Source organism: Curtobacterium sp. L6-1 (genome assembly GCF_018885305.1).
Taxonomy (GTDB): Bacteria; Actinomycetota; Actinomycetes; order Actinomycetales; family Microbacteriaceae; genus Curtobacterium; species Curtobacterium aetherium.
The window spans coordinates 2,202,603-2,229,045 of the sequence record NZ_CP076544.1 but is presented as its reverse complement, the minus strand read 5'-3'; the positions used below and the strand labels follow the sequence as shown (position 1 = coordinate 2,229,045).

Genomic DNA, 26,443 nt, shown 5'->3' with positions numbered 1-26,443 from the left:
AGACAGTCATGGTGAGCATCGCAGGCAGCGGCGGACACGCCCCGCACGCCGCGCTCCGTGATGTCGTCGACTGGGGCCGCGTCGTCGTCGGGACCCTCGCGCGCGCGGTCGTCGTGGTCCTGCTCGGCCTCGCACTGTGGTCGGCTGCACCGGCGGCGATCGGCTGGCAGCCGACCACCGTCATGAGCGGCTCGATGGAGCCGCGCCTGCACCCCGGTGACGTCGTCGTCTCCCGACCGGTCGCTGCCGCGCAGATCCGCGAGGGCCGCGTGCTCCTCGCCGACGACCCGGACCAGCACGGCCACCTCCGCATGCACCGGTACGTGGACGAGGGGCCGGCACGGACGATCATCACGAAGGGCGACGCGAACCCGCAGGCCGACTCGACGCCGCTCCACCGGTCCGCGGTACACGGCGTCGGCTACCTGCGCATCCCGTACGTCGCCTCCCCGGTGCTCTGGCTGCGGACCGGCGAGTGGCCGCTGCTCGCCGTGGCCGCCCTCGGGTTCGTCGGCCTGCTCGCCCTCTGCGCCGTGGACGGGCCGCTCCGGCGGATCCCGGCCTGCGCCTCCTCCCCTGACGGTGACGGTGACGACGACCGGTCCGGATCCGACGGTGGGCGGGGCGGACGGGAGGCCCGGCACCGGGCCGTCACGCGCCTCCCGTCCGACGGTCGTCACCACGGCAGCCGGTCGACGCGGCGGGCCCTGGGCCGAGCGCGGCGGCGGGCGCGCCGCCTGCACCGGTCCGGCACCGGTGTCGTGCTGGTCGGCGTCGTCGCGGCCGGCCTCGCCGTGCCGACGCCGGCGGTCGCCGCCGCGTGGTCGACGTCCACCGTGACCCCGCGGCCGCAGTTCACCGCGGTGGCGGGGACCGCGATCACCGGCCTCACCTGCAGTGCGGCGAGCGGCTCCGCGCAGCTGACCTGGACCTTCCCGACGGACGCGACGGAACCGACGCGCTTCGAGGTCGTCGCGAACGGGACCACCGTGGTGCGTCAGGTCGCGGGGACCGTCCGGACGGCCCCCGCATCGGGCGCGTTGCTGAGCATCGGGAAGTCGACCGTGACCATCCGGGCGGTCTACGCCGAGCAGGCCGGGTGGTCCGCGACGGGGGCGTCGAGCGTGACGGTGAACGCCGTCACGTCCCTGCTGACGAACTGCGGGCCCTGACGCTCCGGACCCGTCCCCTCCTGCGGCCCGGGGCGGGTCGTCCACAGGCGCGGCACGGGTGCGCAGCGATGTCCCCGGCGGCCGTTACCGTGGCTCGCATGCGGATCCTGCACACCGGCGACTGGCACCTCGGCCGCACCCTGCTCGGCGCGGACCTGCTCGGTCACCAGGCGGTGTTCCTCGACCACCTCGTGCAGGTCGTCCGCGACCGTGCGGTGGACCTCGTGGTGGTCGCCGGCGACGTGTACGACCGGGCGATCCCCCCGGTCGAGGCCGTCCGGATGCTCTCGGACGTGCTCGTCCGGCTGGCCGGGACGGCGACCGTCGTCGTGACGCCCGGCAACCACGACTCCGCCGTGCGGCTGGGCTTCGGCGCGGGCGTGATGAACGACCGCGTCCGGATCCTCGCCGAGCCGGGGCGTCTCGCCGAGCCGGTCCTCGTCGACCCCGGCTCCGTCGACGCGGGTCGTGCGGACGGCGGCGGGCCGGTCGCGGTCTACGGGCTGCCCTACCTGCAGCCCGACATGGTCCGGTACGCCCTCGCCCCCGTGCCCGACGAGCCCCTCGCCCGGTCGCACCAGGCCGTCGTGGGCGCCGCGATGGACCGGGTCCGCAGCGACCTCGCGACCCGGCCCGGCACCCGGTCGGTCGTCGTCGCACACGCCTTCGTCGGCGGGGCGCTGCCGAGCGACAGCGAGCAGGACATCCGGGTCGGCGGGGTCGACCGGGTGGCCGAGTCGACCTTCGACGGGATCGACTACGTCGCGCTCGGTCACCTGCACGGACCGCAGCGCGTCGGCGCGGGGGACCGCATCCGCTACGCCGGGTCGCCGCTCGCGTTCTCGTTCGGGGAGCGCAACCACACGAAGTCGGTGACCCTCGTCGACCTCGCGGCGGACGGGTCGGTGACGGTCGAGCTGCTGCCGACACCCGTTCCCCGGCGGCTCGTCGACGTCCGCGGCAGCATCGAGCAGATCGAGTCCGGAGCGTTCGCGGAGCACGCCGACGCCTGGGTCCGGGTCGCCGTGACGGACACCGTGCACCCCGAACGCCTGTACGCCCGGGTGAAGGACCGCTTCCCGCACGCGCTCGCGATCACCCACGAGCCGACGGATGCGCCGGACCGGTCACCGGCCCGCGCGGTCAGTGCCACGTCCGACCCGGTCGAGGTCGCGGCGGACTTCGTCACCTACGCCACCGGTGGTGCCCCGGACGACCTCGAGCGCGGGATCCTGCGCGACGCGTACGAGTCCGCAGCCGCGACCCTCGCCGAGCAGGGGGCGCGCTGATGTACCTGCACCGCCTGGAACTCCGTGCCGTCGGCCCGTACCCGGACCTCGTGTCGATCGACTTCGCGTCGCTCGCGGCGTCCGGGGTGTTCCTGCTCGAGGGGCCCACCGGCTCGGGCAAGTCCACGATCATCGACGCCGTCGTCTACGCGCTGTACGGCGGCCTCGCGGGCAGCGACGCCAGCACGGACCGGCTGCACAGCCAGCACGCCGACCCCGCGGTCGAACCCTTCGTCGACCTCGTGTTCGAGACGAGCGCCGGCGTGTACCGCGTTCGCCGCACCCCGCCCTACGACCGCCCGAAGCAGCGCGGCACCGGTACGGTCCGCCAGCAGTCCTCGGCGCAGCTGCTCCGCCTCGCCGACCCGACCGACCTGGTCGGCGAGCCGATGTCGCACCGGGCGCCGGAGATCGGCGCCGAGGTCGCGCGCATCGTCGGCCTGAACCGCGACCAGTTCCTGCAGACGGTCGTCCTGCCCCAGGGCGAGTTCGCCCGGTTCCTCCGTGCCCCGGGCGAGGACCGGCGGAAGCTCCTGCAGTCGCTGTTCGGCACCGCGATCTACGACCGGACCGCCGACGAACTCGCGGCTCGACGCCGCGCGGCCGTGGCCGAGGTCGACGCAGCCGACGCCCGGGTGCGCGACGCCCTCGGGCGGTTCCGCCAGGCCTCGGGCGACGACGACGCCGACGAGACCTCCGCCGCCGAGGTCGTCGCGGGCCTCGGCCGGACGGCAGCGCACCACGAGGGCCTCCGCGCCCGTGCCGTCACCGCTGCCGAGCACGCCCTCGCCCACCTGCAGGACGTCACCGCGCGGCTCGCGGCCGTCGACCGTCGACGCGGGTTCCTCGCGCGCCGGACGACGCTCGAGGCGGGAGCCTCGACGGTCGAGGAACACCGCGCTGCCCTCGCCCGTGCCGACCGTGCCGCCGTCGTGGTCGCCGTGGCCGACGGTGCCGCCGCCGCCGAGGACCGGCACACCGCGGCCGTGGCCGACCGGTCGACGCTCCGCGACCACCACCGCGTCACCGACCCCGCGCCCCGTGCCGTCCACGAGCGACTGGCCAGCGCGGTGGCCGGGGTCCGGCACCTGGTCGACGTCGAACGCGCGGTCGACGCCCGCGAGCGGGACCTGCTCACCGCGGCCGCCGCGCTCGAGCGCGACCAGCAGGACCTCGCCGACACCGCCACGGCACTCGCCGCGCGGCCGGCCGACCGTACGACGATCGCGGATGCCCTCCGCCACGACACCGACCTGGCCGCCGACGTCCGGCCCGCCGAGCATGCCGTCGAGTCCGCGCGGGAACGCCGCCGCGCCGTGTCCGCCCTGACCGCCGCGACCGACCGCGAGCAGTCGTGCGGAGCCGCGGTCTCCCGGGCGGCCACCGCGGCCGCCGCGGCACTCGCGGTCGAGACGGACCTCCGCACCCGCCGCATCGCCGGACTCGCCGGGGAGCTGGGCACGGCCCTGCACCCGGGAGACCCGTGCCCGGTCTGCGGTGCGGTCGAGCACCCGGACGTCGCCCGGCCACAGGACGACCACCCGTCGACCGAGCAGATCGACGCCGCCGGCGACGAACGGGCCGCCGCCGAGCGGGTGCTGTCCGGTGCGTCCGCCGAACTCGCCGTCGCGCAGGCCGAGCGGACGCGTCTCACCGAGGCCGTCGGCAGCGACGACGCGACGAGCGCTGATCGTCGGATCACCGATGCCGAGGCGCGCCTCGCCGCCGCACGGACCGCCGCGACGTCGGTCGTCGAGCACGAGCGTCGGCTGGCGGACCACGACGAGCAGACGCGGGCGCTGGAGGGTGTGCGGCACGACCTCGACGCCCGCTGCCGCGTGCTGACCGACCGGCTGGCGGGCGACCGCGCCCGGATCGCCGACGACGGCGCGCGCGTGGCGGACGCCCGACGGGCACTGCGCACCGCCCTGGCCGCCGCCGCTCCGGACGCCGCCGCCGCTCCGGACGCCGCGGCCGCTCCGGACGCCGCGGCCGCTCCGGACGCCGCCGCCGACCTCGACACGGACCGGGACGAGGACGGGCGCGAGACCCTGGCCGACGTGGTGTCCGCCGCCGAACGACGAGCCGCAGCCCTGCGTGCCGTGGCCGACGCGGACGACCGGGTCGCCACCTCGGAGCGCGAGCTCACCGACCGCAAGAACGAGGTGGATGCAGCGCTGCAGGCCCAGGGCTTCCCGGACGTCACCGCGGCCCGTGCCGCGGCGCTCGGCAGGGACGCGGCCGAGCGTCTCCGGGCCGTCGTCGTGGCGGCCGACCGGGAGCGCGCCGTCGTCGAGGCCGGGCTCGCCGAACCCGCCGTCGTCGCCGCGGCGACCGACCTGGCGGCGCTCGACGCGGCAGGCGCCGACGGATCGGCCGACCCCGAATCCGCCGACGACGACGGATCCGCAGGTCCCGTCGGATCCGCCGACTGCCACGGATCCGCCCGTCCCGACGCCACGGGGGAGCGGGCCGCCTCGGCCCCCGCGCCGCTCGACCAGGACGCCGCCCGGGCAGCACGCGACCGCGCCGCCGCCGACCTCGACGAAGCCACACGCGCAGCAGCGGCCGCCGCCGCCCGGCTGGCCGCATCGGAGCAGTGCGCCGCCGACCTCGCCCGGGCGGTCCGCGCCCGCGAGTCCACGAGCGCCGAGAGCCGGGCGGTGGTCCGCCTCGCCGACATCGCCGCCGCGGCACCCGACGTCAACCCGACGGGCATCACCCTGGGCACCTACGTCCTCATGCGCCGCTTCGAGGACGTCGTCGCCGCGGCCAACGACCGGCTACGCGCGATGCTCGCGGGACGCTTCACCCTCGAGACCTCCGACGAGCGGGAGACCGGCACCCGTACACGTCGGACGGGTCTGGCGCTGGCGGTCCGCGACCACCTCACCGACAGTCGACGTGACCCGCGGAGCCTGTCCGGCGGTGAGACGTTCACGTTCTCGCTCTGCCTGGCGCTCGGGCTCGCCGACGTCGTGCAGGCCGAGGCCGGCGGGGTCTCGCTCGGCACGCTCTTCGTGGACGAGGGGTTCGGCACGCTCGACCCGGAGACGCTCGACGACGTCATCGGGCAGCTGTCACGCCTGACGGCCGGTGGACGGCAGGTCGGCATCGTCAGCCACGTCGAGGAGCTGAAGCAGCGCATCCCGGAACGGATCGCGGTGCGCCGGACCCCGGAGGGCGGATCCCGCGTGACGACCACCGTCTGAGCCCACCGTCACACGGCACGGCACGGCACGCGCCACGGCTGGACGCGGCGGTCAGGGTGACGCGGGGGCGTCCACCGTGCCGTCGGGCGGCGGGAGGATGTCCGCCGCGATCCACGGGAACACCCACGTGAACAGCACGAACACGATGGCGACCAGGAGCACGAGCAACTCGAGCACCTTGAGCACGGTGGGTCCGGGCAGGATGCGCCAGACGAGGGGGAAGATCACTTGGGCGTCTCCGTGAGTTCCTTCGGCGTCCCGTCCGACGCCTGCATCCAGTAGTCCATCTTCGCGTGCACGATGTACCGCTCGGCAGCGGACCACATCGGGTGGCAGGCGGTCAGCGTCAGCCACCGGTCGTCGGCGGTCGGCTCGACGCCGGGCTTGTTCGGCACCGGCGCGATCGTCTCGATGTGCTCGGGCGTCACGATCTGGCTGTCCGTGACCTTGTAGACGTACCAGACGTCGAACTTCGTCTTCGCGTCGGTGACCCGGACGACGATCGAGTCGCCGTCCTTCATCTCGGCGATCTGGTTGAGCGGCTTGCCGTAGGTGACGCGGTGGCCGGCGACGGCGAAGTTGCCCTCGGCCCCGGGCATCGCGGTGTCCTGGTAGTGGCCGAGCCCGATCGTGTTGAGCACCTGCTCGCGGTCGGTGCCCTCGCCGATCGGCCGCGTGTAGTCCTTGCCGAAGCGCGGGATCTGCATCGTGCCGAACACCGTGGACAGCCCCGGCGGCTCGGCGAGCACCGGAGCGGCGTCGCGGTGCTCGGTGCCGGTGACCTTCTTCGGCTCCGGCTGCTCGAGCGTCTGCACGAGCTTGGTCTGCTCGTTCACCGCGACCACGTCGGTCCACCACGCGGTCCACACCACGTACAGGCCCGTCCCCGCACCCGCGATGATGAGGAGTTCCGCCAGCAGCGCGACCAGGGCACCGCCGACGGTCTGGCGGGGACGCCGGCGTCGGGGCCGTTCGCCCTCGTTCTCGTCGCGGGCGTCGCGTCGCGACGGCAGCGTGTCGTGAGAGGTCACAGGGGCTCCGGTTCGGTGAGGTCGGCGCAGTAGGTCTATCAGACCACGGCGACGCCCCGCTGCGGGGATCTCCACAGGGTGCGCTCCCGGGTGCTCCGACAAGGTGGGCATCCTCGCTACCGTGGTCTGGTGGAACCCCTGATCCGTCCGTTCCGTCCGGCCGACACCGAGGCGGTCGTCGCCCTGTGGGAGGCCTGCGGTCTCGTCCGCCCGTGGAACGACCCCCGCCGCGACATCGCGCGGAAGGCGACCGTGCAGCCGGAGCTGTTCCTGGTCGCGACGACCCCGGCGGCGGCCGACACGGAGACCCTGGTCGCGGCCGGCATGGCCGGTTTCGACGGGCACCGTGGTGGGTCAACTACCTGGCGGTACGACCGGACCTGCAGGGCGGCGGCCTCGGTCGGATGATGATGGCCGAGTTCGAGCGCCTCCTCGGGGCGATGGGGTGTCCGAAGGTCAACCTGCAGGTGCGGGCGGGCAACGAGCAGGTCATCGCGTTCTACGAGTCGCTCGGGTACGCGCCGGACCACGCCGTGTCGCTCGGCAAGCGCCTCATCGCCGACGACGAAGCCTGACGATCCCTCGGGAAGTCTCAGGCTCGGCGTGTCCCGCTAGGACAGCGCGAGGCCGATCGAGGCCGCGAACGCCAGCGCGATGCCGGTCGTCTGCAGGGCCGTGAGCCGCTCGCGCAGCACGAGGCCAGCGAGCACCACCGTGCCGATCGGGTACAGCGCGTTGAGCACGCTCATCACCGGCAGCGTGGTCGGGTCGTCGCTCGAGTGCAGACCCGCCTGGATGAACACGTTCGCCAGGGCGTCGAGCACGCCGCAGCCGAGGACCACGAGCAGGAGCGTCCGCGGCAGCCCGCGCAGCACGGTGCCGCGCGCGACCGCGACGGCCGGCCGGTCCTGGTGGGCCGACGTCGTGACGGCGGGTGGGCCTCCCGGCCGGGGGCGCCGAGCGGTCACCAACGCCGCCGCACCGAGCAGCACCGCCTGCACGACCCGTGCGACCACGAGCGTCGCGATCCCGGAGTCCGGCGGCGACGCGTCGTACGCGAGCACGATGCCGCCCAGCCCGCAGCCGGCCGCGGCCGCCGCGACGACCCCGCGGACGGTCAGCCGTGCCCCGCCGCGGTCCGGCACCGAGGCCACGAGCAGGACGGCGACGACCGCCACGACGAGCGCGACGACCCCGAGCGGCGACAGCACAGTGCCACGGAGCAGCGCGACCACGACCGGGACCACCGCGGTGAACACCGCCGTGAGGGGCGAGAGCACGCTCATCGGTCCCGTGGCGAGCGCCGCGTAGAGGAGGAGCACGCCCACACCGCCGGACACCCCGGCGGCCACGCCCCACAGCACCGCCCCGGCGCTGAACCGGCCACCGAGCAGCGCGAGTCCCACCAGCAGGGGGAAGAGGCCGACGGCGGCGGCGACCGCGGTGACCGTCACCGCGCGGGCCCGCCGCGCGGCCAGGCCGCCCAGGAAGTCGGCGGCGCCGTAGACGACGGCGCCGGCGAGGCCGAGCAGCACGGTGATCACGGGGTCCATCCTGCCCGGACCGGTAGCCTGCACCGCGTGAGCGTTCCCTACCACCGGTTGCCCCGGGTCGATGCGGACTGGCGGTGGTGGCGTCCGCTCGTGGCCGTCGCGGTGTTCCTCGGCTTCTACGTCGCGTCGCAGATCCTCCTGGCCGTCGCGTACTTCGTGCCGATCGGCCTCCAGCGTGGTCCCGAGGGGATCGTCGACCTGTCGGCGAAGATCGCGGAGGGCGCGCTCGACCCGACCGACCCCCTCGTCCTGTCCCTCTCGCTGGTGTCCCTCGTGGTCCTCCTGCCCGCGATCATGCTGGCGGTGCGGATCGCGCGCCTCGGGCCGTACGGACTGCTGTCGTCGGTCCGGACGCGGGTGCGCTGGGGATGGCTCGCGTGGTGCCTGCTGCCCTTGACCGTGCTCGCGATCGGCATGTTCCTGCTGCAGTCGTGGGGCATGTTCGCGTTCGACGGCGGCCTGCACTGGAACACCGCCGCGCTCGGCCAGTCGACGGTGTCGCTGCAGACCCTGACGGTGACGATCCTGCTGGTGGTCCTGCTCGTGCCGTTCCAGGCCGCGGCCGAGGAGTACGTCTTCCGCGGGTTCCTCATGCAGACCATCGGGTCGTGGATCCCGGTCCGTGCCCTGGGTGCCGTCGTGGCCGTCGTCGTCTCGACGGTCCTGTTCGCCGTGCTCCACCTGCCGAACGGCTACAACGTGTGGGGCATCCTCGACGTTGGGTCGTTCGGCCTCGTCGCGGCGGTGATCGTGCTCCGGACCGGCGGTCTCGAGGCGACCGTCCTCCAGCACGCGCTCAACAACGTGATGATCTTCGTCCTGCAGGCCCCGGGCTGGTCGAAGGTCGACCTCACCGGCGAGGGCGCACAGGGGTCGGCCGGTGGCTTCGTCGTCACCCTCGCCAGCTCGCTCGCCTACTGGGGTCTCGTCGAACTCGTCGCGCACTGGCGGAAGCTGGACCGGCGCTTCGCCGGGGACGAGGCGCCGCGGTTCCGCGGACCGGCGCCGCTGTGGGCGGGTGGCCGGCAGTGGCTCCGGCCGGGAGGCGCGGGCTGGGTCACCGCTCCGGCGCGCGACGAGCGGGTGGTCGCGTCCGGCGATCCGGTCCTCGTCGGTGCGGAGCGGGAGGCTGTGGAGGAGTCGGAGGGTGTCGGGCGTCGGCCCTAGGCTCGTCGCATGAGTTCCACCGTGCACGCGCCCGAGTCGGCGGGCACCCGCTCTGCCGCCCTCGACGTGCTGCACCGCGTGTGGGGGTACGACGCCTTCCGCGGTGAACAGGCCGCGATCATCGAGCGGGTCGTCGCCGGCGGGGACGCCCTCGTCCTCATGCCGACCGGTGGCGGCAAGTCCCTCTGCTACCAGGTGCCCTCGCTCGTCCGCGACGGCGTCGGGGTGGTGGTGTCGCCGCTCATCGCACTCATGCAGGACCAGGTCGACGCCCTGGCGGCGAACGGTGTCCGGGCGGCGTTCCTCAACTCGACGCAGGGGCCGGACGAGCGCGCACGGGTGGAGCGGGCGATCGTCACCGGGCAGGTCGACATGCTCTACCTGGCACCCGAACGGCTGAAGATCGAGTCGACGCGGGCACTGCTCGACCGGGCCCGCATCGCCCTGTTCGCGATCGACGAAGCCCACTGTGTGGCGCAGTGGGGGCATGACTTCCGCCCGGACTACCTCGAGCTCAGCGTGCTGCACGAGCGCTGGCCGACGGTACCGCGGATCGCACTGACCGCCACTGCCACTCCGCAGACCCACCGCGAGATCTCGGCACGCCTCGGGCTCGACGACGCCGCGCACTTCGTCGCCGACTTCGACCGGCCGAACATCCAGTACCGCATCGAGCCGAAGACCGGGGCACTCCAGCAGCTCCTGACCTTCATCCGGACCGAGCACAGCGGCGACGCCGGCATCGTCTACTGCCTGTCGCGCAACTCGGTCGAACGGACGGCCGCCGCCCTCGTCGCGCAGGGCATCGCCGCGCTGCCGTACCACGCGGGGCTCGACGCCCGGGTGCGGGAGCGGAACCAGGCGCAGTTCCTCCGCGAGGACGGCATCGTCATGGTGGCGACGATCGCGTTCGGCATGGGGATCGACAAGCCCGACGTCCGGTTCGTCGCCCACCTCGACCTGCCGAAGTCGGTCGAGGGCTACTACCAGGAGACGGGTCGTGCCGGGCGCGACGGTCTGCCCTCGACCGCGTGGCTCGCCTACGGGCTGAACGACGTCGTGCAGCAGCGCCGGATGATCGACCAGTCCGAGGGCGACGCGGCACACCGACGGCAGCTGAGCGCCCACCTCGACGCCATGCTCGCGCTCTGCGAGACGATCGAGTGCCGGCGCGTGCGCCTGCTTGCCTACTTCGGGCAGGAGTCGACCGCGTGCGGCAACTGCGACACCTGTCTCGCGCCGCCGGAGTCGTGGGACGGCACGGTCCCCGCGCAGAAGCTCCTGTCGACGATCGTGCGGCTGGACCGCGAGCGCGGCCAGCGGTACGGCGTGGCACACCTCGTCGACATCCTCACCGGCAAGCAGTCGCCGCGCGTGCAGGAGCTCCAGCACGACTCGCTCGCGACGTTCGGCATCGGGCAGGACCTGTCCGACGCCGACTGGCGTGCCGTGGCCCGGCAGCTGCTGGCGCAGGGCTACGTCGCGGTGTCCGGCGACGGGTACGGCACCCTCGTGCTGAGCCCGACCAGCGCGGACGTGCTCGCCGGTCGGGTCGTCGTCCGGATGCGTCGCGACCCGGTCAAGGCCCCGCGCGCCGGCCGGTCCCGCCGGGCCGTCGTGTCGGACATGCCGCAGGAGTCGATGCCGCTGTTCAAGGCGTTGCGGCAGTGGCGTGCCGGCCAGGCGCGCGAGCAGGGCGTCCCGGCGTACGTGGTCTTCAACGACGCGACGCTGCGCGGGATCGCCGCGGTCCGGCCGTCCGACGTCGACGAACTGTCGGAGATCTCGGGTGTCGGCGCGGCCAAGCTCGAGTCCTACGGGCGCGCGGTCCTCGACGTGGTGGCCGCCGCCGACTGACGCGCCGACCGGGTCGTCGCCGCTCCTGCGACGCACGCCCCGGAGCGCGGCGGGGAAGCATGCCGGACCCGGCATGTCGCCGTCGTGGCGCTCAGTACACTCGGGAACTCCCGTCCGACAGGAGGCCCGAGTGACCGGTTCGACCAGGTCCGCGACCGTGCTCAGCCGAGCCGTCGTGGCGCCCCTCGCCCGACTCCTGTGGCGGCCGCGGGTGGTCGGTCGGGCGAACGTGCCGAAGCGCGGCGCCGTGATCCTGGCGAGCAACCACCGCTCGTTCATCGACTCGCCCGCCATCACGCTGCTCGCGCCCCGGAAGGTGTCGTTCCTGGCGAAGCAGGAGTACTTCACCGGGACGGGGCTGCGCGGGGCACTCTCGCGGACGTTCTTCTCGGGCATCGGCGCGATCGGCGTCGAGCGGGGTGCCGGGGCCGCCGCCCAGCAGGCCCTCGACCTCGGGCTCGCGCGGCTCGACGCCGGGGAGGCGTTCGCCATCTACCCCGAGGGCACGCGGTCGCTCGACGGACGCCTGTACAAGGGGCGGACCGGGGTCGCCTGGCTCGCGCTGACGAGCGGCGCACCGGTCGTGCCCGTCGCGTTGACCGGCACCGAGGACGTGCAGCCCGTGGGCTCGCGGCTGCCCCGGCTCGCGAAGGTCCGTGTCGAGTTCGGCGAGCCGCTCGACCTGTCCGGGTTCGGCCCCGCGAGCTCGGGGCGGGCGCGGCGCCAGGCGACCGACGCGGTGACGGCCGCGATCCAGGCGCTGAGCGGTCAGGAGCTCGCGGGCACCTACAACGAGCCGCCCCGGACCATCGTCGAGCGGGTGAAGCAGATGCTGCACCACGACGACCGCGGCGAGCCCGACCCGGACTGACCGGAAGTATTGCAGATGTGAAATACACGGGCTATGCTCGATCCAGCTCGCCGGGATCAGCATCGGCGGGACATCCGAACTCCTCCCCAGGGAAAGGTCACCGCCATGTCCTCCACGCCCGTCTTCGACGCCGTCGCCCGACGCCGCGACAGCACCACCCGACAGGGCGCTGCCACCGCTGTCGCCGCCGGGCCCGCGGCGTCCTCGACCGCGTCGGTCCGCAGCGCCGACGCCGCCGTTCGTCCGGTGGTGCTGGGTGCACCCGCCGGTCTCGTCGTCCAGCCGTCGGGTTCCTCGTCGGTGCCGACCTCCCCGAACGTCCCCGCCGACCTGGTAGAGGTGATCGACGGGATCCCTGCGAGCCTCCGCGCCTCCCTCGCGCGTGAGCACGTGGTCCGCAGTGAGCAGTTGCCCCTCGTCGAGGCGGTCGTCGACGCCGTGACCCGCGCGGTCGTCGACGCCGTGGCCAGCGAGGTCGACCGGATCGTCACCAGCGGCGTCGTCCGCGGCTGACCGGCCTCAGACGACCGTGACGACGACCACCCCGCGCGGGCGCGGTCCTCGCGCCGACGCCCCGCACCTGCCGTCCCGCCGCGAGGTCCACCGGCGACCAGCGGGGGTGCCGGATGCGGGGGAGCGGCGGGGCCGTGCACCGCGGCGGACCGCCGTGCACGGTCGGGCCGTCCTGGCCGGCGTGGACGTCCCCGGCCCCGGCCAGCCCACGCGGCGGGGTCGGCGTGCCGCCGTGCCCGTGTCGGGCTGCGCGCACCACCGCGTCCGGGCACCCGCGTCCTTGTCCGTGCCCGTGCCCGTCCCGCTGCCCGCGGACCCGTCCTCCCGCTCCAGCGCCCGCGCCGGCACGCGTCCCCGTGTGCGGGACGGTCGCGGTCGCCGTCACCGGGCCACGCGCCTCCGAACCGCGCGCCTCCGGACCGGGTGGTCCTCGGCACGCACCACGACCGCCGTCGGTGGCGCGCTCCTCGCGGCGTCGCTCGCGTCCACCGCCCGGGAGGTGCGCGACCACTGCTGGGACCGCCGCGGCCTCGCGGTCACCGCGGTCGCGGTCGCCGCGTGCCTGGTGGTGACCGACGCCGCTCCCCGTGCGGCGGTCGCAGCACCGACGGTCGTCGTCGCGCCCGGGCCGGTCCTGCAGGACTACCGCGCTCCCGGCGCGCTGCCCGAGGCCGCGGTCCGGGCCGGGTACACGGTCGACCGTCGGGCGGCGACGGGCGTCCACGTCACGCGGATCCCGGGTGCTGCCGAGGCGGTCGCCCGTCCGGTCGCCGGCACGATCCCGTCGGCAGGCAACTTCGGCGGGCGCACCGTCACCGGCTGCGCTGCGTGCTCGACCAGTCACCAGGGCACGGACTTCGCCGCGGCGAGCGGGACGCCCGTCTTCGCCGTGATGTCCGGCACCGTCGAGTCGGCCGGTGTGCTCGGCGGCTACGGCAACCAGGTGCTGCTGCGGCACGCCGACGGGACCGAGACGCGCTACGGCCACTTGTCGGTCGTCGGGGTCCGCGCGGGGCAGGTCGTGACGGTCGGGCAGCAGATCGGCGCCGTCGGCAGCACGGGCGTCTCCACCGGACCGCACCTGCACTTCGAGGTCATCACCGGTGGCCGTGCGGTCGACCCCGAGCCGTGGCTCACGGCACGGGGCGTGCTCGACTGACCCGGTCGTCCCGCCCGCTCGTCCGACGTCGGGGCGATCCGCGTACGGTCGGACCGGTCGCGGCATCGTGTCGCGCGGTGAGGAGACCACGGTGCGCGTGTCGGTGTTGGGAACAGGGGCCATGGGTGCCGGCGTTGCGCAGTCGTTGCTCCGCGGCGGGCACGAGGTCACGGTCTGGAACCGCAGTGCCGAGCGTGCGCGGCCGCTCGCCGACGCCGGCGCCACGGTCGCGACCGACGCTGCCGAGGCCGTCGCCCAGGCGCAGGTCGTCGTGCTGACGGTGTTCGACACGGACGCGGTGGTGGACGTCCTCGAGCAGGCCGCGGGTGACGCACCCGAGTCGGCCGTGTGGGTGCAGGCGTCGACCATCGGTGTCGCCGGCACCGAGACCGTCGTGCAGCTCGCCGAGAAGTACGGCATCACCCTGGTCGAGGCGATGATGCTCGGCACGAAGACCCCCGCCGAGCAGGGCACGCTGACCATGCTCGTCGCCGGCCCGGACGAGCCGGTCGCGGTCGTCGCACCGGTCCTCGACGCCGTCAGCGCCAAGGTCGTCCGCGCAGGTGACCGCGTCGGGCAGGGGACCGCGCTCAAGCTCGCCGCCAACGCCTGGATCGCCTCGATCACCGCGGCCACCGGGCAGTCCCTGGCCATCGCCGCGGCGCTCGGGCTCGACCCGCAGCTGTTCCTGCAGGCGATCGAGGGCTCGGCGAGCGACTCCGCCTACGCGCACACGAAGGGTGCCGCGATGATCGCCGGGGAGTTCCCGGCGCAGTTCGCGCTGGACGGCCTGCGGAAGGACATCGGTCTCATCACCGAGGCTGCACGGGCTGCCGACGTCGACACGACCCTGCTCGAGGTGCTGGGGCGGGTCTACGCCGACGCCAGTGCCGCGGGACACGGGGCCGACGACATCGCGGCAGTCGGCACCGCCTTCTGAGCCCCGGCGGGTCAGCGCCGGCGGAAGAGGTCGCGCACCCGCCGGGACAACCGTCCGACCGACTCGTCGTTCAGCGTGTTCGCGAGGTCGAAGGCCTCCCGCGTGGGGTCGGCGCCGGCGCGGATCCGCCGGAGTGCCGCGTCGGCGCGGGCTCGGGCGTCCAGCTCGGCCGCGGGCATGTCGTCCTCCGGCTCGCGCATCGTGTCAGCGTACGCCGAGGACGCGGCGGGACTCAGGACTCGTCGTCGGAGTCGTCGTCGACGGCGCCGGCCATCTCGCGGAGGAACGCCACGACGACCGCCATGTCCTCGGGCGGCAGGTGCTGCGCGACCTCGACGACGCGGGAGTCCAGGTCGCCGATGACCGCGAGTGCACGGCGCATCGACCGACCGGTGGCCGTGAGGATGACACCGCGACGGTCAGCGGGGTCGGCGTGGCGCTCGACGTGCCCGGACCGCACGAGCCGGTCGACGAGGGCGGAGGTCGACGCGGCGGTGATGCCCAGCCGTTCGGCGAGCTCCTTCGAGTTCACGGTGCGGCCGGAGGTCTCGGCGTCGACGAGCACCCGCAGGGCCATCAACGCGTTCTCTCCGATCCCGAGTTCCTCGCGCACGCGGCGCTGGGCGGAACTCTCGGCAGTGCGGTAGCGACGCAGTGCGTTCAGGACGTCCACCGCGTCGACCCTGGAGTCCTCGCCGTACCAGAACCCCGGGGCTGTCGTCGTCACCTCGGAAGTCATGGTCCCAATGCTAGACGGTCTAGTTAGATTGTCTAGCGACCGTGACGACACGCACGCTCAGCGTCCAGGGAGTGCACAGACCGGCTGACCCCCGGGTGCCGCGGCCGCACGGTGCCTGCCCCGCAACACCGGTGACGCGGTCCCGAAACACCCCGGCAACGCGTGGTCAGTAGGTTCGCGGCATGCAGGAGTCGCCGTGCTGAACCGACTCGCCCGCAGCGTCCACAGTGTCGGGGGCGCGGTGGAGCGGACCGACGTCGTCGCGCGCCTGCTCGACGTCCACCTCGCCCGGCGCGACCCCGCGACGGACGACCCGGCCCTCGGGGCCGACCTGCGACGGGTGGTCGGCGCCACCGCACCGGAGGGGACGGACCTCAGTCCCGGCGCGACCCTCGACGCGCTCGCGCTCGACCGCCACGAACCCGCCTCGATCGCCGCCGCGGTCGCTGTCGCGCGGGACGACGCCCGCCGGGCGCGGGACGTCGTGTCCACCGAGCTGTGGGACTGCCTGAACACGACGCGCTCGCGGCTGCCGCGGAAGATCGTGGTGGACCGGGCGCACGAGTTCCTCGGCTGGGTGCGGGAGCGGAGCGCGCTGGCCGTGGGTGTGGTGGACGGGGACGCGAGCCGCGACGAGGTCTGGGAGTTCTTCACACTGGGTCGGTCGCTCACACGCCTGACCGTGACCGCCCGGATGCTCGCCTCCGACCTGCTCGACCCCGCGTCCGCGACGTCCTGGTCCACGGCGCTCCGGGCGTGCGGCGCGGGCGAGGCCTTCCACCGCGAACACCGACACGGCACGAGCTCGGCCGAGGCCGCCGCGTTCCTGCTGCTGGACGAGCACAGTCCCCGGTCGCTGCTGTTCCTCGCCCGCCGCAGCGAGGAGTGCCTCGGTGACCTGGTCGGCGTCCACCTGGCGGCCGAGGTCCGGGCGTTCGGGGCCGCGCGTGCGGAACTCGAGACGGTGACCCCGGAGACGGCCGTCGACGCAGCGCGGTCCGCGGGGGAGCGGCTGGCCCGCGCGGCGGAGACGATCACGGCGGCACTCGACGCGCGGGTCTTCGCCGCGCCCGAGCCCGCACGCTGACCCGACCCCGACCGCCCGGTCAGACCGCGCTGGACCGGTCCGCCACCACCTCGTCGTGCTCGAGCTCCCGACGGACGGCGGCCCGCGCCGCCCGGGTGCCGACGACGGGTACCGACCGCGTGACGGCCAGGTGCAGCGGGGTGTCCGCGTCGTACCGCAGCCGCACGTGCTGGAACCGGACGAGCCAGACGAGGGCGATCGCGAGTGCGACGAAACCCGACAGCGCGCCGACACCGATCGCCCAGCGGGGTCCCCAGGCGTCCGCGATGCCGCCGACGACCGGGGCACCGATCGGGGTGCCCCCGGCGAAGATCGCCATGTACAGCGCCATCACGCGGCCGCGCATCGCCGGTGCCGTGGTGGTCTGCACGAGGGCGTTCGCGGTGGTCATGAACGTCAGGGCCGCGAGCCCGACGAAGGCGAGCAGGACCGCGAACGTCCAGTACGTGGGGGCGAAGGCGGCGGCGGTGCAGGCGAGGCCGAACCCGCCGGCGGCCAGGGTGAGCGTGCGCATCCGCGGGGCGTCACGCCGGGCGGAGAGCAGGGCGCCGAGCACGGAGCCGACCGCCATCACGGAGTTGAGCAGACCGAACTCGCCGGCGCCCCGGTGGAACTCGACCCGCGCCATCGTCGAGGTGAAGATCGGGAAGTTCACGCCGAAGGTGCCGACGACGAAGATCATCGCGAGCACGACCACGATGTCCGGCCGTGTCCGCACGTACCGGAAGCCGGCGACCAGTTGCCCGCGTCCCCGGGCGGCCCGTGGTCGGTCCGCGAGCTGTCGGGGATCGACGAAGTGCAGCGCCACGAGGACGGCCAGGAACGAGGCCGCGTTGATGACGAACACCCAGCCGGAGCCGATCGCGGCGATGAGCACGCCCGCGACCGCGGGGCCGATGAGCCGGGCGGCGTTGAAGGAAGCGGAGTTGAGGGCGACGGCGTTCGACACGTCCTCGCCCGTGACCACGTCGGACACGAACGCCTGGCGGACCGGGGTGTCGAAGGCAGCCACGACCCCGAGGGCGAGCGCGAAGCCGTAGAGCGACCAGAGCGTGGCGGTGTCGGTGAGCACCATGACGGCGAGCCCGAGGCCGAGCAGGCCCATGAGCCCCTGCGTGAGCATGAGCATGCGGCGCCGGTCGAAGCGGTCGGCGACCAGGCCGGTCCACGGCAGCAGGAGGAGCTGCGGGCCGAACTGCAGCGCCATCGTCACGCCCACCGCGACCGCGTCGTCGTCGGTGAGCTGGGTGAGGACGATCCAGTCCTGGGCGGTGCGCTGCATCCACGTGCCGATGTTCGACACGAGGGCACCGGCGAACCAGATGCGGTAGTTGCGTCCCGAGAGGGACCGGAACATGGCACTCACTGGGCGGCGAGCCTCCGCATGATGTCGGTGGCGGCGGCGAGGGTCTTCCGCTCACCGGGGGTGAGGTCGGCCAGGCGCGGGGTGAGCCAGCCGTCCCGCCGCTGCCGGGTCTGGACGACGAGGTCGCGGCCGGCGGGGGTGGGGTCGAGCAGGACCTTGCGGCGGTCGTCGCCGTGGTCGTCCTTCGTGAGCAGCCCGCGGTCGATCAGGACGGTGACGGTCTTCGTCATCGACGGCGGCGTCACGCCCTCGTGCCGGCTGAGGTCGGCGAGCGACATCGGGCCCTCGCGGTGCAGCAGGGCGAGGGCGGAGAACTGGGCGTCGCTGACGGTGGTGTCGGCCTTCTGCGCGCGGAGGGTGCGGGACAGCCGGTTGACCGCGATGCGGACGTCGGTCGCGAGCGGCGCTCCCGGATCGGCCCGCGGCGGCACGGGTGCGGGGGGTGGGTCCATGGCGGTCACATCGTCCAGCCTAACTCATTAGTTCAGCGAACGAACCAATGATCAGCGGGACGGGAGGCGCCGGGCGTATCCTCGGCGACATGCGCGACAGGTGTCGTGCAGTCGACACGGGCTCAACGCCCGAGGAGGAGCAGCGGACATGAGCGGGTTCCAGGGCAAGGTCGCGGTCGTCACCGGCGGCGGCAGTGGCATCGGGGAAGCGATCGCGAAGGAGCTCGCGGCAGCGGGCGCCTCGGTCGTCGTCACCGACATCAAGGAGGAGGCCGCCGAGCGCGTCGTCGCCGAGATCGAGCAGGCCGGCGGGACCGCTGCGGCCGTCGCGGCGAACTCGGCGATCGCGGCGGACAACGAGCGTGCCGTGCAGTTCGCGGTCGACACCTACGGCGCCCTGCACCTGGCCGTCAACAACGCCGGCATCGGTGCCGCTCCGCAGCCCATCGGCGAGTACGACGTCGCGGCGTGGGACCGGGTCCGCGGCGTCGACCTCGACGGCGTCTTCTACGGCCTGCGCTACGAGATCCCGGCGATCCTGGCGTCCGGCGGTGGCGCCATCGTCAACATGTCGTCGGTCCTCGGCTCGGTGGGGCTCGCACACAACGCCGCCTACGTGGCCTCGAAGCACGCCCTCGTCGGCCTCACGAAGGTCGCGGCGCTCGAGTACACCGCGAAGGGCGTCCGCACGAACGCCGTCGGCCCCGGCTTCATCGACACCCCGCTCGTCCGGTCCTCGCTGAGCGACGACGAGCTCGCGGGCCTCGAGGCGCAGCACGCCGCCGGCCGTCTCGGCACCGACGCCGAGGTCGCCGCACTCGTCCTGTTCCTGCTCAGCGACCAGGCGTCCTTCATCAGCGGCAGCTACCACCTGGTCGACGGCGGCTACTCCGCACACTGACCTTCCGTGCGCCGGCTCTCCGTCGGCAGCACCGGACTGGAGGCCCGACCGCCGTGAGCAGATCTGCTCGCCGCGGCCGGACCTCCCGTCCGTCAGCGGGCCTGCGTGAGGATCGCGTCGTGCGCGAGCAGGGCGTGGACGCCCCACGTGCGGTTGGCGACCTGCGTGATGCGCATGCTCGCCGCGACGCTGGCCATCGCGAGCGCCTCGGCGCGACCGATGCCGTGCTCCGCCGCGATCCAGTCGACCATCCGGTCGAGGGCCGTCGTCGTCGCCGTGTTGAGGTCGGCGTCGAAGCCGAACGTGATCCTCCCCGCCGGGGTGTCGGCGTGGATGCCTGCGACCGGTGCCGCGTCGAGCAGGGACAGGGTCATCGTGGTCGTCATCCCGCACTCGACGGCCGTGCCGGAAACCTCGCCGTCGCCCTGCGCGGCGTGTCCGTCGCCGACCGTCAGCAGCGCGTCGGGCACCGTCACCGGCAGGTACAGGGTGGCACCGGCGACGAGCTCGCGGCAGTCGATGTTGCCGCCGCCCGCACTGCGCGGCGGGATCGTGGAGTGCTCGCCGGTCGGCTCGGGCGGGAGGCCGACGACCCCGAGGAACGGTGCCGTGCGGACGCCGAGACCCAGCTGGTTCCGAGCCGTGCCCGCGGACGCGTCGACGTCCCACAGCAGTGGGCCGCGGGACGACGGGTCGGCGAGCCCGAGCGCGCGGTTCAGCTCGGTGTCCACACCACCGGAGGCCGTGTAGCCCCAGTCGTCCGGCACGAGTTCGTCGAACCGGACCGCCAGCACCTGGCCGGGACGGGCGCCCGACACCGCGATCGGCCCGAGCAGGCAGTGGCCCCGTCGGGGGCTGATGAGGGTCGGCACTTCGACACCCGGGGCCGGCAGACGCTCGGTGTACCCGGCGGCGTCGAGCGTGTGGACCGTGACGGTGTCGCCGGGCTCGACCGTCAGCACGGGTGCGCGCTCGGCGGTGAACACGTCGACGGCGTTGTCCTCGGTGGTCGCGATGCGGTGATGGGTCACCCGGCGATCCTGCCAGGCTGCGCCTGTCGGTCGGGTGGGGCGGGCCTCCCGGCCGGAGGCGGGACGTGGCCGAGGGCGGGGTGGGCCCGCCTGCGGGACGGGTCTGCCTGCCCAGCCTGCCCAGCCTGCGAGGCGGGTCCGCCTGCCCAGCTTGTGAGGCGGGCCTACCTGTGAGACGGGCCCGTCTCCGGGTGACGCCGCACGACGGACGAGACGCCGCCGGGACCGGCGGCGTCTCGTGTCCGAGGTGGTGTCTCGAGCAGACGGTGGCGTCTCGTGCGGTCAGTGGAACTGGGGGATCGTCAACCAGATGCCGTACAGGACGGCGGCGCCGCAGAGCGCGAAGCAGACACCTGCGCCGAGGTACGCGGCCCGCGGTGTCGTGCCCGACCGCGGCGTCTCCTCGGCGTACTGCGTGCGCTCGCCGCCGGCGTCGGTCGGCTGCCCGGTGCCCAGCAGGCGCAGCCCGAGCGTGTAGAGCAGCACGACGCTGACGGCGGCGACGAAGCCGACCCCGGCGACGGTCGCGATGGCGGTGAAGTCGATGTGCATCGGGTCCTCCCTCAGTTCCCGGCGGCCACGGGCTCGCGCTCCGTGCTGCCCTCGTGGACGTCGTCCGCGCTGATCGGCTTGCGTCGGGCCAGGACGAAGAAGGTCAGGCCGCCGGCGAGGGCGAGCACCGCCACCAGGACCAGGCCGATGGTCGAGCTCGCCGCCATCCAGGTCGCCAGGCCGCCGACCACCGCGGCGGAGGGCAGGGTGACCACCCAGGCGATGACGATCTTGCCGACGACGCCCCAGTGCACGTCGGCGAGCTTCTTGCCGAGGCCCGACCCGATCACCGAGCCGGACGTCACGTGGGTGGTGGAGAGCGCGAAGCCCAGGTGCGACGAGACCAGGATCGTCGCGGCCGAGCTCGTCTCCGCCGCGAAGCCCTGCGGGGACTGCACGTCGGAGATCTTCTTGCCGACGGTCTGCATGATGCGCCAGCCGCCCATGTACGTGCCAAGGGCGATCGCGAGACCGCACGCCAGGACCACCCAGAGGACCGGCCCGGTGCCGGCGTCCTGGTAGTTCGCGGCGATGAGGGTCAGGGTGATGACGCCCATGGTCTTCTGCGCGTCGTTCGTGCCGTGCGCCAGCGAGACCAGCGACGCCGAGACCGTCTGACCGTGCCGGAAGCCCGTGGCCGCACCGTGCGTCGTCGCGTTCTTCGTCAGGGTGTAGGCCAGGTAGGTCGCGACGAGGGCGATCACCCCGGCGATGAGCGGCGAGAGCAGCGCGGGCAGCACGACCTTCGACACGACGGTGGCCCAGTCGACCGAGTCCGTCCCCGCGCCGATGATCGACGCTCCGATGAGCCCGCCGAACAGCGCGTGCGTGGACGACGACGGCAGGCCGAAGTACCAGGTCGCGAGGTTCCACAGCACGGCCCCGACCAGGCCCGCGAAGATCATCGTGGGGGAGATGTGGACGCCGTCCTGGCCCTCGCGGATGATGCCCTGCGAGACGGTCTTCGCCACCTCGGTGGACAGGAACGCACCCACCAGGTTCAGCACGGCGGAGATGAGGACGGCGGTGCGGGGCTTGAAGGCACCCGTGGCCACCGAGGTGGCCATGGCGTTCGCGGTGTCGTGGAACCCGTTCGTGAAGTCGAACACGAGGGCCACCACGATCACCAGCACGACGATGACGAGGACGTCCATGCGCGAGACGCTAGGCCGGTACCCGAAGGTCCGCGTGAACGCCGGATGAACACGTCCGACGTCTGCCAGGATGACGCCGTGCCCACCTTCTCAGCCGCCCGGGGAGACTCCTCATTCACCGACGCCCATGGAGTCGAGATCGTCTACTCGACCTGGCGTGCCGGTCGGCCGAAGGGCATCGTGCAGATCGTCCACGGTGTGGGGGAGCACGGGCTGCGCTACGAGCCGCTCGCGCAGGACCTCGTCCGCGCCGGGTGGACGGTGCACGCGAACGACCAGCGCGGGCACGGCCGGACCGGGCTCGCGCAGTGGGACGGTGACCACGGCAAGCTCGGGCGGCTCGGACCCGGCGGGCTCCGGGCGGCGATCGCGGCCGTCGAGCAGATGACGACCGTCGCGCTCGCCGAGGACCCCGGTCTGCCCGTCGTGCTCCTCGGGCACTCGTGGGGCTCCCTGATGGCGCAGCGGATCCTCAACACCGCCTCCGAGCGGTACGCCGGCGTCGTCCTCTCCGCGACCGCACTGCGCCTGCCCGGGTTCATGAACGGCGGCGACCTGAACCGGCGGCACGCGGCCTCCGGGCCGACGACGCACGAGTGGCTGACCCGCGACCGCGCCGTGATCGACGCCGTCGGGCTCGACCCGCTGGCCGTCGAGGCGGACGTGCTCGGGCTGTTCGGCCTGCCGGACACGCTCCGACTGCTCGGCCTGCCGCGTCGACGCATCCCGAACGACCTGCCGGTGCTGCTGCAGGTCGGGTCGGAGGACTCCCTCGGCGGACCCCGCTCCGTCGGCCTGCTGGCCCGGGCCTACCGGCGACGCGGCGGCCTGACCGACGTGACCGTCCGGGTCTACGAGGGAGCGCGGCACGAGGTCTACAACGAGACGAACCGCGACGAGGTGGTCGCCGACCTCGTCCGGTGGCTCGACACGTCGGTCGCTCCGGTCTGAGACGGGCCGGTCGGGTCGGCATCCCCCCCATGACGATGCCGACCGCTGACACCGACGATACCCTATCCGTGTACGGCAGCGTCCTCGGATAGGGCACCCGTTCGGGTGAGGAACCGTGCCACGGCGTCGTGGAACAGCTCGGGGTCCCGGTTCATCTCGCTGCCGTGCGGGCAGGGCGGGACCTCGACCAGGGTGGCCTGCGCGCCCGTCTGCGCGACGAAACGCCGGGACGCCTCGATCGGCACGTCCCGGTCGCCGACGCTGTGGAGCAGGAGCATCGGCACGCCCGCCGGCGCCGTCGGACGCATCAACCGGAACGGGATCGGCTTCCGCAGGCCCGCCAGCCGTGCCAGGCCGGGGACGGTGAGCGCGACGGCCCCGAGCGCCCCGAGGAAGCCCGGGAAGCCGGCCTTGCGTGCTCCCGAGCCGAGCGCCGCGAACCAGTCGAGCGCCGGGCACACCAGCACCATCGCGTCGACGCGGTCCCGGAGCGCGGAGTCGTTGGCGGCGTGCATCGCGATCGTCGCCCCCATGGACCACCCGACCAGGACGAGCCGATCCGCGCCGTGGTCGACGGCGTACCGCATCGCGGCGTCCAGGTCGTGCCACTCGTCGGTGCCGAAGGTGGCCGGCAGCCCGCGGTCGTCCTCGACGTCGCCCCGGTAGCCAATCACGAGCGAGCTCATGCCCGCGGCGAGCGTGTCCGGCACCGCGCGGAGGATCGCCTGGCGCCCCGAGTGGATGCCGTGCACGTGGATCGCCCACGTCGTCGCGTCGGGCACCGGGAAGAACCAGGCCCGTCGGTCGCCGTCGTCACCGCTGACCACGACCTCCTCGGCGACCGACGACACCGCCGCGGGGGTGTCGAGGAGGTACCCGCTCCAGGTGAGGGCGTCGCCGGGCGCGGGGCGGGCCTCCTGGCCGTCGAGGACCACGCGGGTGACGCGCTCGCCGTCGTCGGCGACCACGTCCCCGACCAGGACGCTGCGCTGCGCGTCGTCGAAGTAGACGCGGTAGACGCCGGGGCAGCGCGTCTGCTCGTCGGACGGCACCGTGATGCTCGTCGGCCCCACCTCGAGGACGGTCACCGTCCGCTTCGGCCGCGGGTGCACCGCCTTGCGGGCGACCACGACCCCCGCTGCCGTCACCGCCGCGATCCCGACCGCCGCGACGGCACCGGCCGTCGTCCCGATCACACCCATGCGCTGACCCCGTCCGCGAGCCGTTCGTCCACACGTCGCAAGAAGCGCTCCTCGTCCTCGGTGACTTCCAGTCGCCCCGCCACGATCTTGTCGCGGAGCTCGATGTACTGCTGGGCGGCGGCGACCTCGGCGTTCCCGGTCAGCCGCAGTGCGGGCCCCCCGGCGCTCCGGTCGCGCGCGGAGATCAGGAACAGGCGCACCGACACGGCACGCCAGCGGAGGACCGGCGCCAACCGTCGGACCGTGCGCCACCCGTGCGCGACCGAGATCGCGACCAGGCCGGGGTAGAAGAGCCCGTTGAACACGACGAGCATCGTCCGCGAGAACGTCGTCTGCTCGCCGGCGACGAACACCGCCGTGACGTCGACGAGCTCGGCGACGACGGCGAGCACGACGAGGGCGAAGCCGACGACGAACAGCACGTCGGCGCCGCGGACACCCGGCGTGAGCGCGCGGATCGAGTCGAGCGCGAACCAGCCCATCGCCACCATGTAGACGACGATGTGGAGCCACGTCGCCGGGTACTGCAGGTGCTCGTGGATGTAGGTGGTCGGCTCGCCCACGTGGTCGGGGATCGCGACGAAGGTGACGGTCTCGACGGCGAGCACCGCCACGAGGAACGGCAGGCGGGAGCGGGCCGCCGAGCCGGCGTGGGCGCGCGTGGCGTCGCGGAGGAACCAGAACGCCGCGGTCGCCGCGAGGACCTGGATGAGGTCGACGGCGTTCACGTCGCCGAGCAGTTCGTCCACCCGGTCGACCGGCCACACCACGCCCACCGTGGCGATGCCGACGACGGCGAGGGCCGCGGCGAAGAACGCCGGACGCCGCTGCGCGCTCGCCAGCGCGTCGACCCGCAGCAGGAGCAGGCCGACGGCTGCCCAGAAGGCGGCCGGGATCACGCGAAGGCTTCCTCGCCCGGGGACGCACCGGCCTTCTGGAGGCGCGTGAGCAGCAGCATCGCGCCGCGTTCCGCCACGAGCTCCTCGATGTCGACCGTGCGTGCGCGGTCCGGCGCGGTCCGGCCCGGCACCCGTGCGCGGGCCGCCGAGACCTCGGCGGTCACGCCCGCGTACCCGCGGCCGAGGACGTCCGCCGGGACGTGGCAGCCCCCGTGCCCGGCGGCGATGTGCATGAACTCGTGCAGGACGACGAACAGCTGGTACAGCCGGGGGTCGTCCGGGTGGAAGTAGACCTGTCCGGCGTCCGCGGTGTCGAGGTACAGGCCGGTGACGCTCGCCGGCTGGTCGCGCGACGGCAGCGTCTCGAGCGGGGAGACCTTCACGGGCTTGCCGAACCAGGTCTGCAGCGCGGTGCGGAGCGCCTCGAAGGTGAGCGGTCCGGCCGGCAGGGACAGGCCGGCGATCGCCTCCTCCGCCAGCTGCGTGGTCAACCGGGTCGTCCGCACCGTCTTCACCGCGAGCCCCGCTCGGTCGGCGCCGCCGTCCGGATGGCCTCGGCGATGGCGAGCAGCTCCGCGGGGGACGCGGCGTTCACCGACCGTGCCGCGATCCCGACACCGGTCTCGGCCAGGGCCGTCTCGACCTCCAGCCGGGCGTCGAGGACGTCGACGATGCCGGGCATCGCGACGCGGAGCAGGTACTCGGCCGGCACGTCGAAGAACTCGGCGACCGCGCGGAGGTCGTCGTCGCTGACCTCGGTCGGGCCGCCGGTGAGCAGCTGTTCCCAGTCGGCCCCGGCGAGCAGACGACCACGCTTGGCCACGGCGGCACGCACGGCGCGGTCCACCGGGGGAGCGGGCGTCCGCGCGACGTGCAGGGCGACGAGCTTGCGGAGGCGGTAGCCCAGCAGGGCGGCGTCCGGGCGGTCGGACCCGGGTTCGTCGCGGCGGTCGGAGGCGGCGATCGCGGGTTCGAGCAGCGTCCGGATCGGGACGCCGAGGGCCTCGGCGATGGTCTGCACGTCGTTGGTGCTGAACGGCGTCTCGCCCCGGGTCCGCTTGTAGTAGTATCCCCGGCTGAACCCGGCCCGCTCGATGAGGGCCGGCGTCGAGACACCACGCTGGACGCGCAGGTCGTCGACGGCGTCCACGACCGCCCTCGAGAACGCGTTCGGTCCGCCGCTGCCCTGTCTGCCCACGCGACGACCCTATTCGGAAACCGGCGGTCCGTCGTGCCCCGGGGACGAGGACGGCCCCGGCCTGTTGGGGGGAACAGACCGGGGCCGGAGCGCTCGACCCATTGGGGGGAACGAGTCGAGCGTCAGCGCCCGAGGATCGAGGGGGTG

General features: G+C 73.8%; 28 protein-coding genes. 14 read left to right on the top strand and 14 right to left on the bottom strand.

Features of this window, described 5'->3' with window-relative positions:
* The first annotated feature begins 8 nt into the window (after positions 1 to 8).
* From KM842_RS10210 to KM842_RS10200, 3 genes are all read left to right on the top strand, one after another.
* A complete protein-coding gene (locus KM842_RS10210) occupies positions 9 to 1,172 on the top strand; it encodes a S24/S26 family peptidase (protein WP_216258077.1) in 1,164 nt (387 codons plus the stop codon).
* 98 nt (positions 1,173 to 1,270) lie between these two features.
* Entirely contained in the window at positions 1,271 to 2,461 is a 1,191-nt protein-coding gene (locus KM842_RS10205) for an exonuclease SbcCD subunit D (protein ID WP_216258075.1), read from the top strand.
* On the top strand, positions 2,461 to 5,673 hold the full coding sequence (locus tag KM842_RS10200) for an AAA family ATPase (RefSeq protein ID WP_216258073.1): 3,213 nt from the start codon (positions 2,461 to 2,463) through the stop codon (positions 5,671 to 5,673). The genes KM842_RS10205 and KM842_RS10200 overlap by 1 nt, the downstream gene beginning before the upstream one ends.
* A 51-nt stretch (positions 5,674 to 5,724) precedes the next feature.
* Here KM842_RS10200 and KM842_RS10195 read toward each other — a convergent pair whose 3' ends face one another.
* Both KM842_RS10195 and KM842_RS10190 read right to left on the bottom strand, forming a co-directional pair.
* Entirely contained in the window at positions 5,725 to 5,901 is a 177-nt protein-coding gene (locus tag KM842_RS10195) for a hypothetical protein (RefSeq protein WP_216262490.1), read from the bottom strand.
* Positions 5,898 to 6,704: a class E sortase gene (locus KM842_RS10190; protein WP_253206081.1), complete on the bottom strand. Its 807-nt coding sequence runs from the start codon at positions 6,702 to 6,704 to the stop codon at positions 5,898 to 5,900. Before KM842_RS10190 ends, KM842_RS10195 begins: the two co-directional genes overlap by 4 nt.
* A 129-nt stretch (positions 6,705 to 6,833) precedes the next feature.
* Here KM842_RS10190 and KM842_RS15875 point away from each other — a divergent pair, with 129 nt between their 5' ends.
* Together KM842_RS15875 and KM842_RS15870 are read left to right on the top strand one after the other, a co-directional pair.
* Positions 6,834 to 7,112 (top strand): GNAT family N-acetyltransferase, encoded by a 279-nt coding sequence (locus tag KM842_RS15875; protein ID WP_253206080.1) that lies wholly within the window; start codon positions 6,834 to 6,836, stop codon positions 7,110 to 7,112.
* The gene (locus KM842_RS15870; RefSeq protein WP_367397720.1) at positions 7,067 to 7,279 is read left to right on the top strand and encodes a GNAT family N-acetyltransferase; all 213 of its coding nucleotides are present in this window, start codon (positions 7,067 to 7,069) and stop codon (positions 7,277 to 7,279) included. Before KM842_RS15875 ends, KM842_RS15870 begins: the two co-directional genes overlap by 46 nt.
* Positions 7,280 to 7,315: 36 nt before the next feature.
* Here the strand turns inward: KM842_RS15870 and KM842_RS10180 are convergent, their stop codons facing one another.
* A complete protein-coding gene (locus KM842_RS10180; protein ID WP_216258072.1) occupies positions 7,316 to 8,248 on the bottom strand; it encodes an EamA/RhaT family transporter in 933 nt (310 codons plus the stop codon).
* Positions 8,249 to 8,284: 36 nt separating this feature from the next.
* Here KM842_RS10180 and KM842_RS10175 point away from each other — a divergent pair, with 36 nt between their 5' ends.
* From KM842_RS10175 to KM842_RS10150, 6 genes are all read left to right on the top strand, one after another.
* Positions 8,285 to 9,424, top strand: coding sequence for a CPBP family intramembrane glutamic endopeptidase (locus tag KM842_RS10175; RefSeq protein WP_216258071.1), 1,140 nt, complete (start codon positions 8,285 to 8,287; stop codon positions 9,422 to 9,424).
* A 9-nt stretch (positions 9,425 to 9,433) separates the two neighbouring features.
* Entirely contained in the window at positions 9,434 to 11,281 is a 1,848-nt protein-coding gene (gene recQ / locus KM842_RS10170; protein WP_216258070.1) for a DNA helicase RecQ, read from the top strand.
* Between the two features lie 130 nt (positions 11,282 to 11,411).
* Positions 11,412 to 12,152 (top strand): lysophospholipid acyltransferase family protein, encoded by a 741-nt coding sequence (locus tag KM842_RS10165; protein ID WP_253206079.1) that lies wholly within the window; start codon positions 11,412 to 11,414, stop codon positions 12,150 to 12,152.
* A gap of 105 nt (positions 12,153 to 12,257) precedes the next feature.
* On the top strand, positions 12,258 to 12,665 hold the full coding sequence (locus KM842_RS10160; protein WP_216258068.1) for a hypothetical protein: 408 nt from the start codon (positions 12,258 to 12,260) through the stop codon (positions 12,663 to 12,665).
* Between the two features lie 286 nt (positions 12,666 to 12,951).
* On the top strand, positions 12,952 to 13,824 hold the full coding sequence (locus KM842_RS10155) for a M23 family metallopeptidase (protein WP_216258067.1): 873 nt from the start codon (positions 12,952 to 12,954) through the stop codon (positions 13,822 to 13,824).
* A gap of 67 nt (positions 13,825 to 13,891) precedes the next feature.
* Entirely contained in the window at positions 13,892 to 14,764 is an 873-nt protein-coding gene (locus tag KM842_RS10150) for an NAD(P)-dependent oxidoreductase (RefSeq protein ID WP_367397692.1), read from the top strand.
* Positions 14,765 to 14,775: 11 nt separating this feature from the next.
* Here the strand turns inward: KM842_RS10150 and KM842_RS10145 are convergent, their stop codons facing one another.
* Positions 14,776 to 14,964: a hypothetical protein gene (locus KM842_RS10145; RefSeq protein WP_216258066.1), complete on the bottom strand. Its 189-nt coding sequence runs from the start codon at positions 14,962 to 14,964 to the stop codon at positions 14,776 to 14,778.
* Between the two features lie 32 nt (positions 14,965 to 14,996).
* Positions 14,997 to 15,503, bottom strand: coding sequence for a MarR family winged helix-turn-helix transcriptional regulator (locus KM842_RS10140; protein ID WP_216258064.1), 507 nt, complete (start codon positions 15,501 to 15,503; stop codon positions 14,997 to 14,999).
* Between the two features lie 196 nt (positions 15,504 to 15,699).
* Between KM842_RS10140 and KM842_RS10135 the strand changes: the two genes are divergently transcribed.
* Positions 15,700 to 16,590 carry an alpha-E domain-containing protein gene (locus tag KM842_RS10135; protein ID WP_216258062.1) on the top strand — a complete coding sequence of 297 codons (891 nt, stop codon included), beginning with the start codon at positions 15,700 to 15,702 and terminating at the stop codon, positions 16,588 to 16,590.
* Between the two features lie 19 nt (positions 16,591 to 16,609).
* Here the strand turns inward: KM842_RS10135 and KM842_RS10130 are convergent, their stop codons facing one another.
* Both KM842_RS10130 and KM842_RS10125 read right to left on the bottom strand, forming a co-directional pair.
* Positions 16,610 to 17,956, bottom strand: coding sequence for an MFS transporter (locus tag KM842_RS10130; protein WP_216258060.1), 1,347 nt, complete (start codon positions 17,954 to 17,956; stop codon positions 16,610 to 16,612).
* Entirely contained in the window at positions 17,953 to 18,408 is a 456-nt protein-coding gene (locus KM842_RS10125; protein WP_216258058.1) for a MarR family winged helix-turn-helix transcriptional regulator, read from the bottom strand. The genes KM842_RS10130 and KM842_RS10125 overlap by 4 nt, the downstream gene beginning before the upstream one ends.
* Positions 18,409 to 18,556: 148 nt before the next feature.
* On the opposite strand from KM842_RS10125, the gene KM842_RS10120 reads away from it, so the two are divergent.
* On the top strand, positions 18,557 to 19,309 hold the full coding sequence (locus tag KM842_RS10120) for an SDR family NAD(P)-dependent oxidoreductase (RefSeq protein ID WP_216258056.1): 753 nt from the start codon (positions 18,557 to 18,559) through the stop codon (positions 19,307 to 19,309).
* 92 nt (positions 19,310 to 19,401) lie between these two features.
* Here KM842_RS10120 and KM842_RS10115 read toward each other — a convergent pair whose 3' ends face one another.
* The 3 genes from KM842_RS10115 to KM842_RS10105 all read right to left on the bottom strand — a co-directional run bounded on the left by KM842_RS10115 (position 19,402) and on the right by KM842_RS10105 (position 22,046).
* Entirely contained in the window at positions 19,402 to 20,340 is a 939-nt protein-coding gene (locus tag KM842_RS10115) for an acetamidase/formamidase family protein (RefSeq protein ID WP_216258053.1), read from the bottom strand.
* A 282-nt stretch (positions 20,341 to 20,622) separates the two neighbouring features.
* A complete protein-coding gene (locus KM842_RS10110; protein WP_216258052.1) occupies positions 20,623 to 20,892 on the bottom strand; it encodes a hypothetical protein in 270 nt (89 codons plus the stop codon).
* A gap of 11 nt (positions 20,893 to 20,903) precedes the next feature.
* A complete protein-coding gene (locus KM842_RS10105; protein ID WP_216258050.1) occupies positions 20,904 to 22,046 on the bottom strand; it encodes an inorganic phosphate transporter in 1,143 nt (380 codons plus the stop codon).
* Between the two features lie 78 nt (positions 22,047 to 22,124).
* Between KM842_RS10105 and KM842_RS10100 the strand changes: the two genes are divergently transcribed.
* Positions 22,125 to 22,997 carry an alpha/beta hydrolase gene (locus KM842_RS10100; RefSeq protein WP_216258048.1) on the top strand — a complete coding sequence of 291 codons (873 nt, stop codon included), beginning with the start codon at positions 22,125 to 22,127 and terminating at the stop codon, positions 22,995 to 22,997.
* A 62-nt stretch (positions 22,998 to 23,059) separates the two neighbouring features.
* Here KM842_RS10100 and KM842_RS10095 read toward each other — a convergent pair whose 3' ends face one another.
* Genes KM842_RS10095 through KM842_RS10080 form a run of 4 tightly spaced genes read right to left on the bottom strand, consistent with a single transcriptional unit; the run spans position 23,060 to position 26,296 of the window.
* Positions 23,060 to 24,199 carry an alpha/beta hydrolase gene (locus KM842_RS10095; protein ID WP_216258046.1) on the bottom strand — a complete coding sequence of 380 codons (1,140 nt, stop codon included), beginning with the start codon at positions 24,197 to 24,199 and terminating at the stop codon, positions 23,060 to 23,062.
* On the bottom strand, positions 24,190 to 25,098 hold the full coding sequence (locus KM842_RS10090) for a hypothetical protein (RefSeq protein WP_216258043.1): 909 nt from the start codon (positions 25,096 to 25,098) through the stop codon (positions 24,190 to 24,192). Before KM842_RS10090 ends, KM842_RS10095 begins: the two co-directional genes overlap by 10 nt.
* The gene (locus tag KM842_RS10085) at positions 25,095 to 25,589 is read right to left on the bottom strand and encodes a hypothetical protein (protein WP_216258041.1); all 495 of its coding nucleotides are present in this window, start codon (positions 25,587 to 25,589) and stop codon (positions 25,095 to 25,097) included. The genes KM842_RS10090 and KM842_RS10085 overlap by 4 nt, the downstream gene beginning before the upstream one ends.
* Before the next feature lie 20 nt (positions 25,590 to 25,609).
* The gene (locus KM842_RS10080; protein ID WP_216258039.1) at positions 25,610 to 26,296 is read right to left on the bottom strand and encodes a helix-turn-helix domain-containing protein; all 687 of its coding nucleotides are present in this window, start codon (positions 26,294 to 26,296) and stop codon (positions 25,610 to 25,612) included.
* Positions 26,297 to 26,443: the final 147 nt, after the last annotated feature.

Coding starts and splice junctions, on each gene's coding strand:
- KM842_RS10210 (WP_216258077.1), top strand. CDS start 9: ATGGTGAGCATCGCAGGCAGCGGCGGACACGCCCCGCACGCCGCGCTC.
- KM842_RS10205 (WP_216258075.1), top strand. CDS start 1,271: ATGCGGATCCTGCACACCGGCGACTGGCACCTCGGCCGCACCCTGCTC.
- KM842_RS10200 (WP_216258073.1), top strand. CDS start 2,461: ATGTACCTGCACCGCCTGGAACTCCGTGCCGTCGGCCCGTACCCGGAC.
- recQ (WP_216258070.1), top strand. CDS start 9,434: ATGAGTTCCACCGTGCACGCGCCCGAGTCGGCGGGCACCCGCTCTGCC.
- KM842_RS10160 (WP_216258068.1), top strand. CDS start 12,258: ATGTCCTCCACGCCCGTCTTCGACGCCGTCGCCCGACGCCGCGACAGC.
- KM842_RS10145 (WP_216258066.1), bottom strand. CDS start 14,964: ATGCGCGAGCCGGAGGACGACATGCCCGCGGCCGAGCTGGACGCCCGA.
- KM842_RS10140 (WP_216258064.1), bottom strand. CDS start 15,503: ATGACTTCCGAGGTGACGACGACAGCCCCGGGGTTCTGGTACGGCGAG.
- KM842_RS10125 (WP_216258058.1), bottom strand. CDS start 18,408: ATGGACCCACCCCCCGCACCCGTGCCGCCGCGGGCCGATCCGGGAGCG.
- KM842_RS10120 (WP_216258056.1), top strand. CDS start 18,557: ATGAGCGGGTTCCAGGGCAAGGTCGCGGTCGTCACCGGCGGCGGCAGT.
- KM842_RS10110 (WP_216258052.1), bottom strand. CDS start 20,892: ATGCACATCGACTTCACCGCCATCGCGACCGTCGCCGGGGTCGGCTTC.
- KM842_RS10105 (WP_216258050.1), bottom strand. CDS start 22,046: ATGGACGTCCTCGTCATCGTCGTGCTGGTGATCGTGGTGGCCCTCGTG.
- KM842_RS10095 (WP_216258046.1), bottom strand. CDS start 24,199: ATGGGTGTGATCGGGACGACGGCCGGTGCCGTCGCGGCGGTCGGGATC.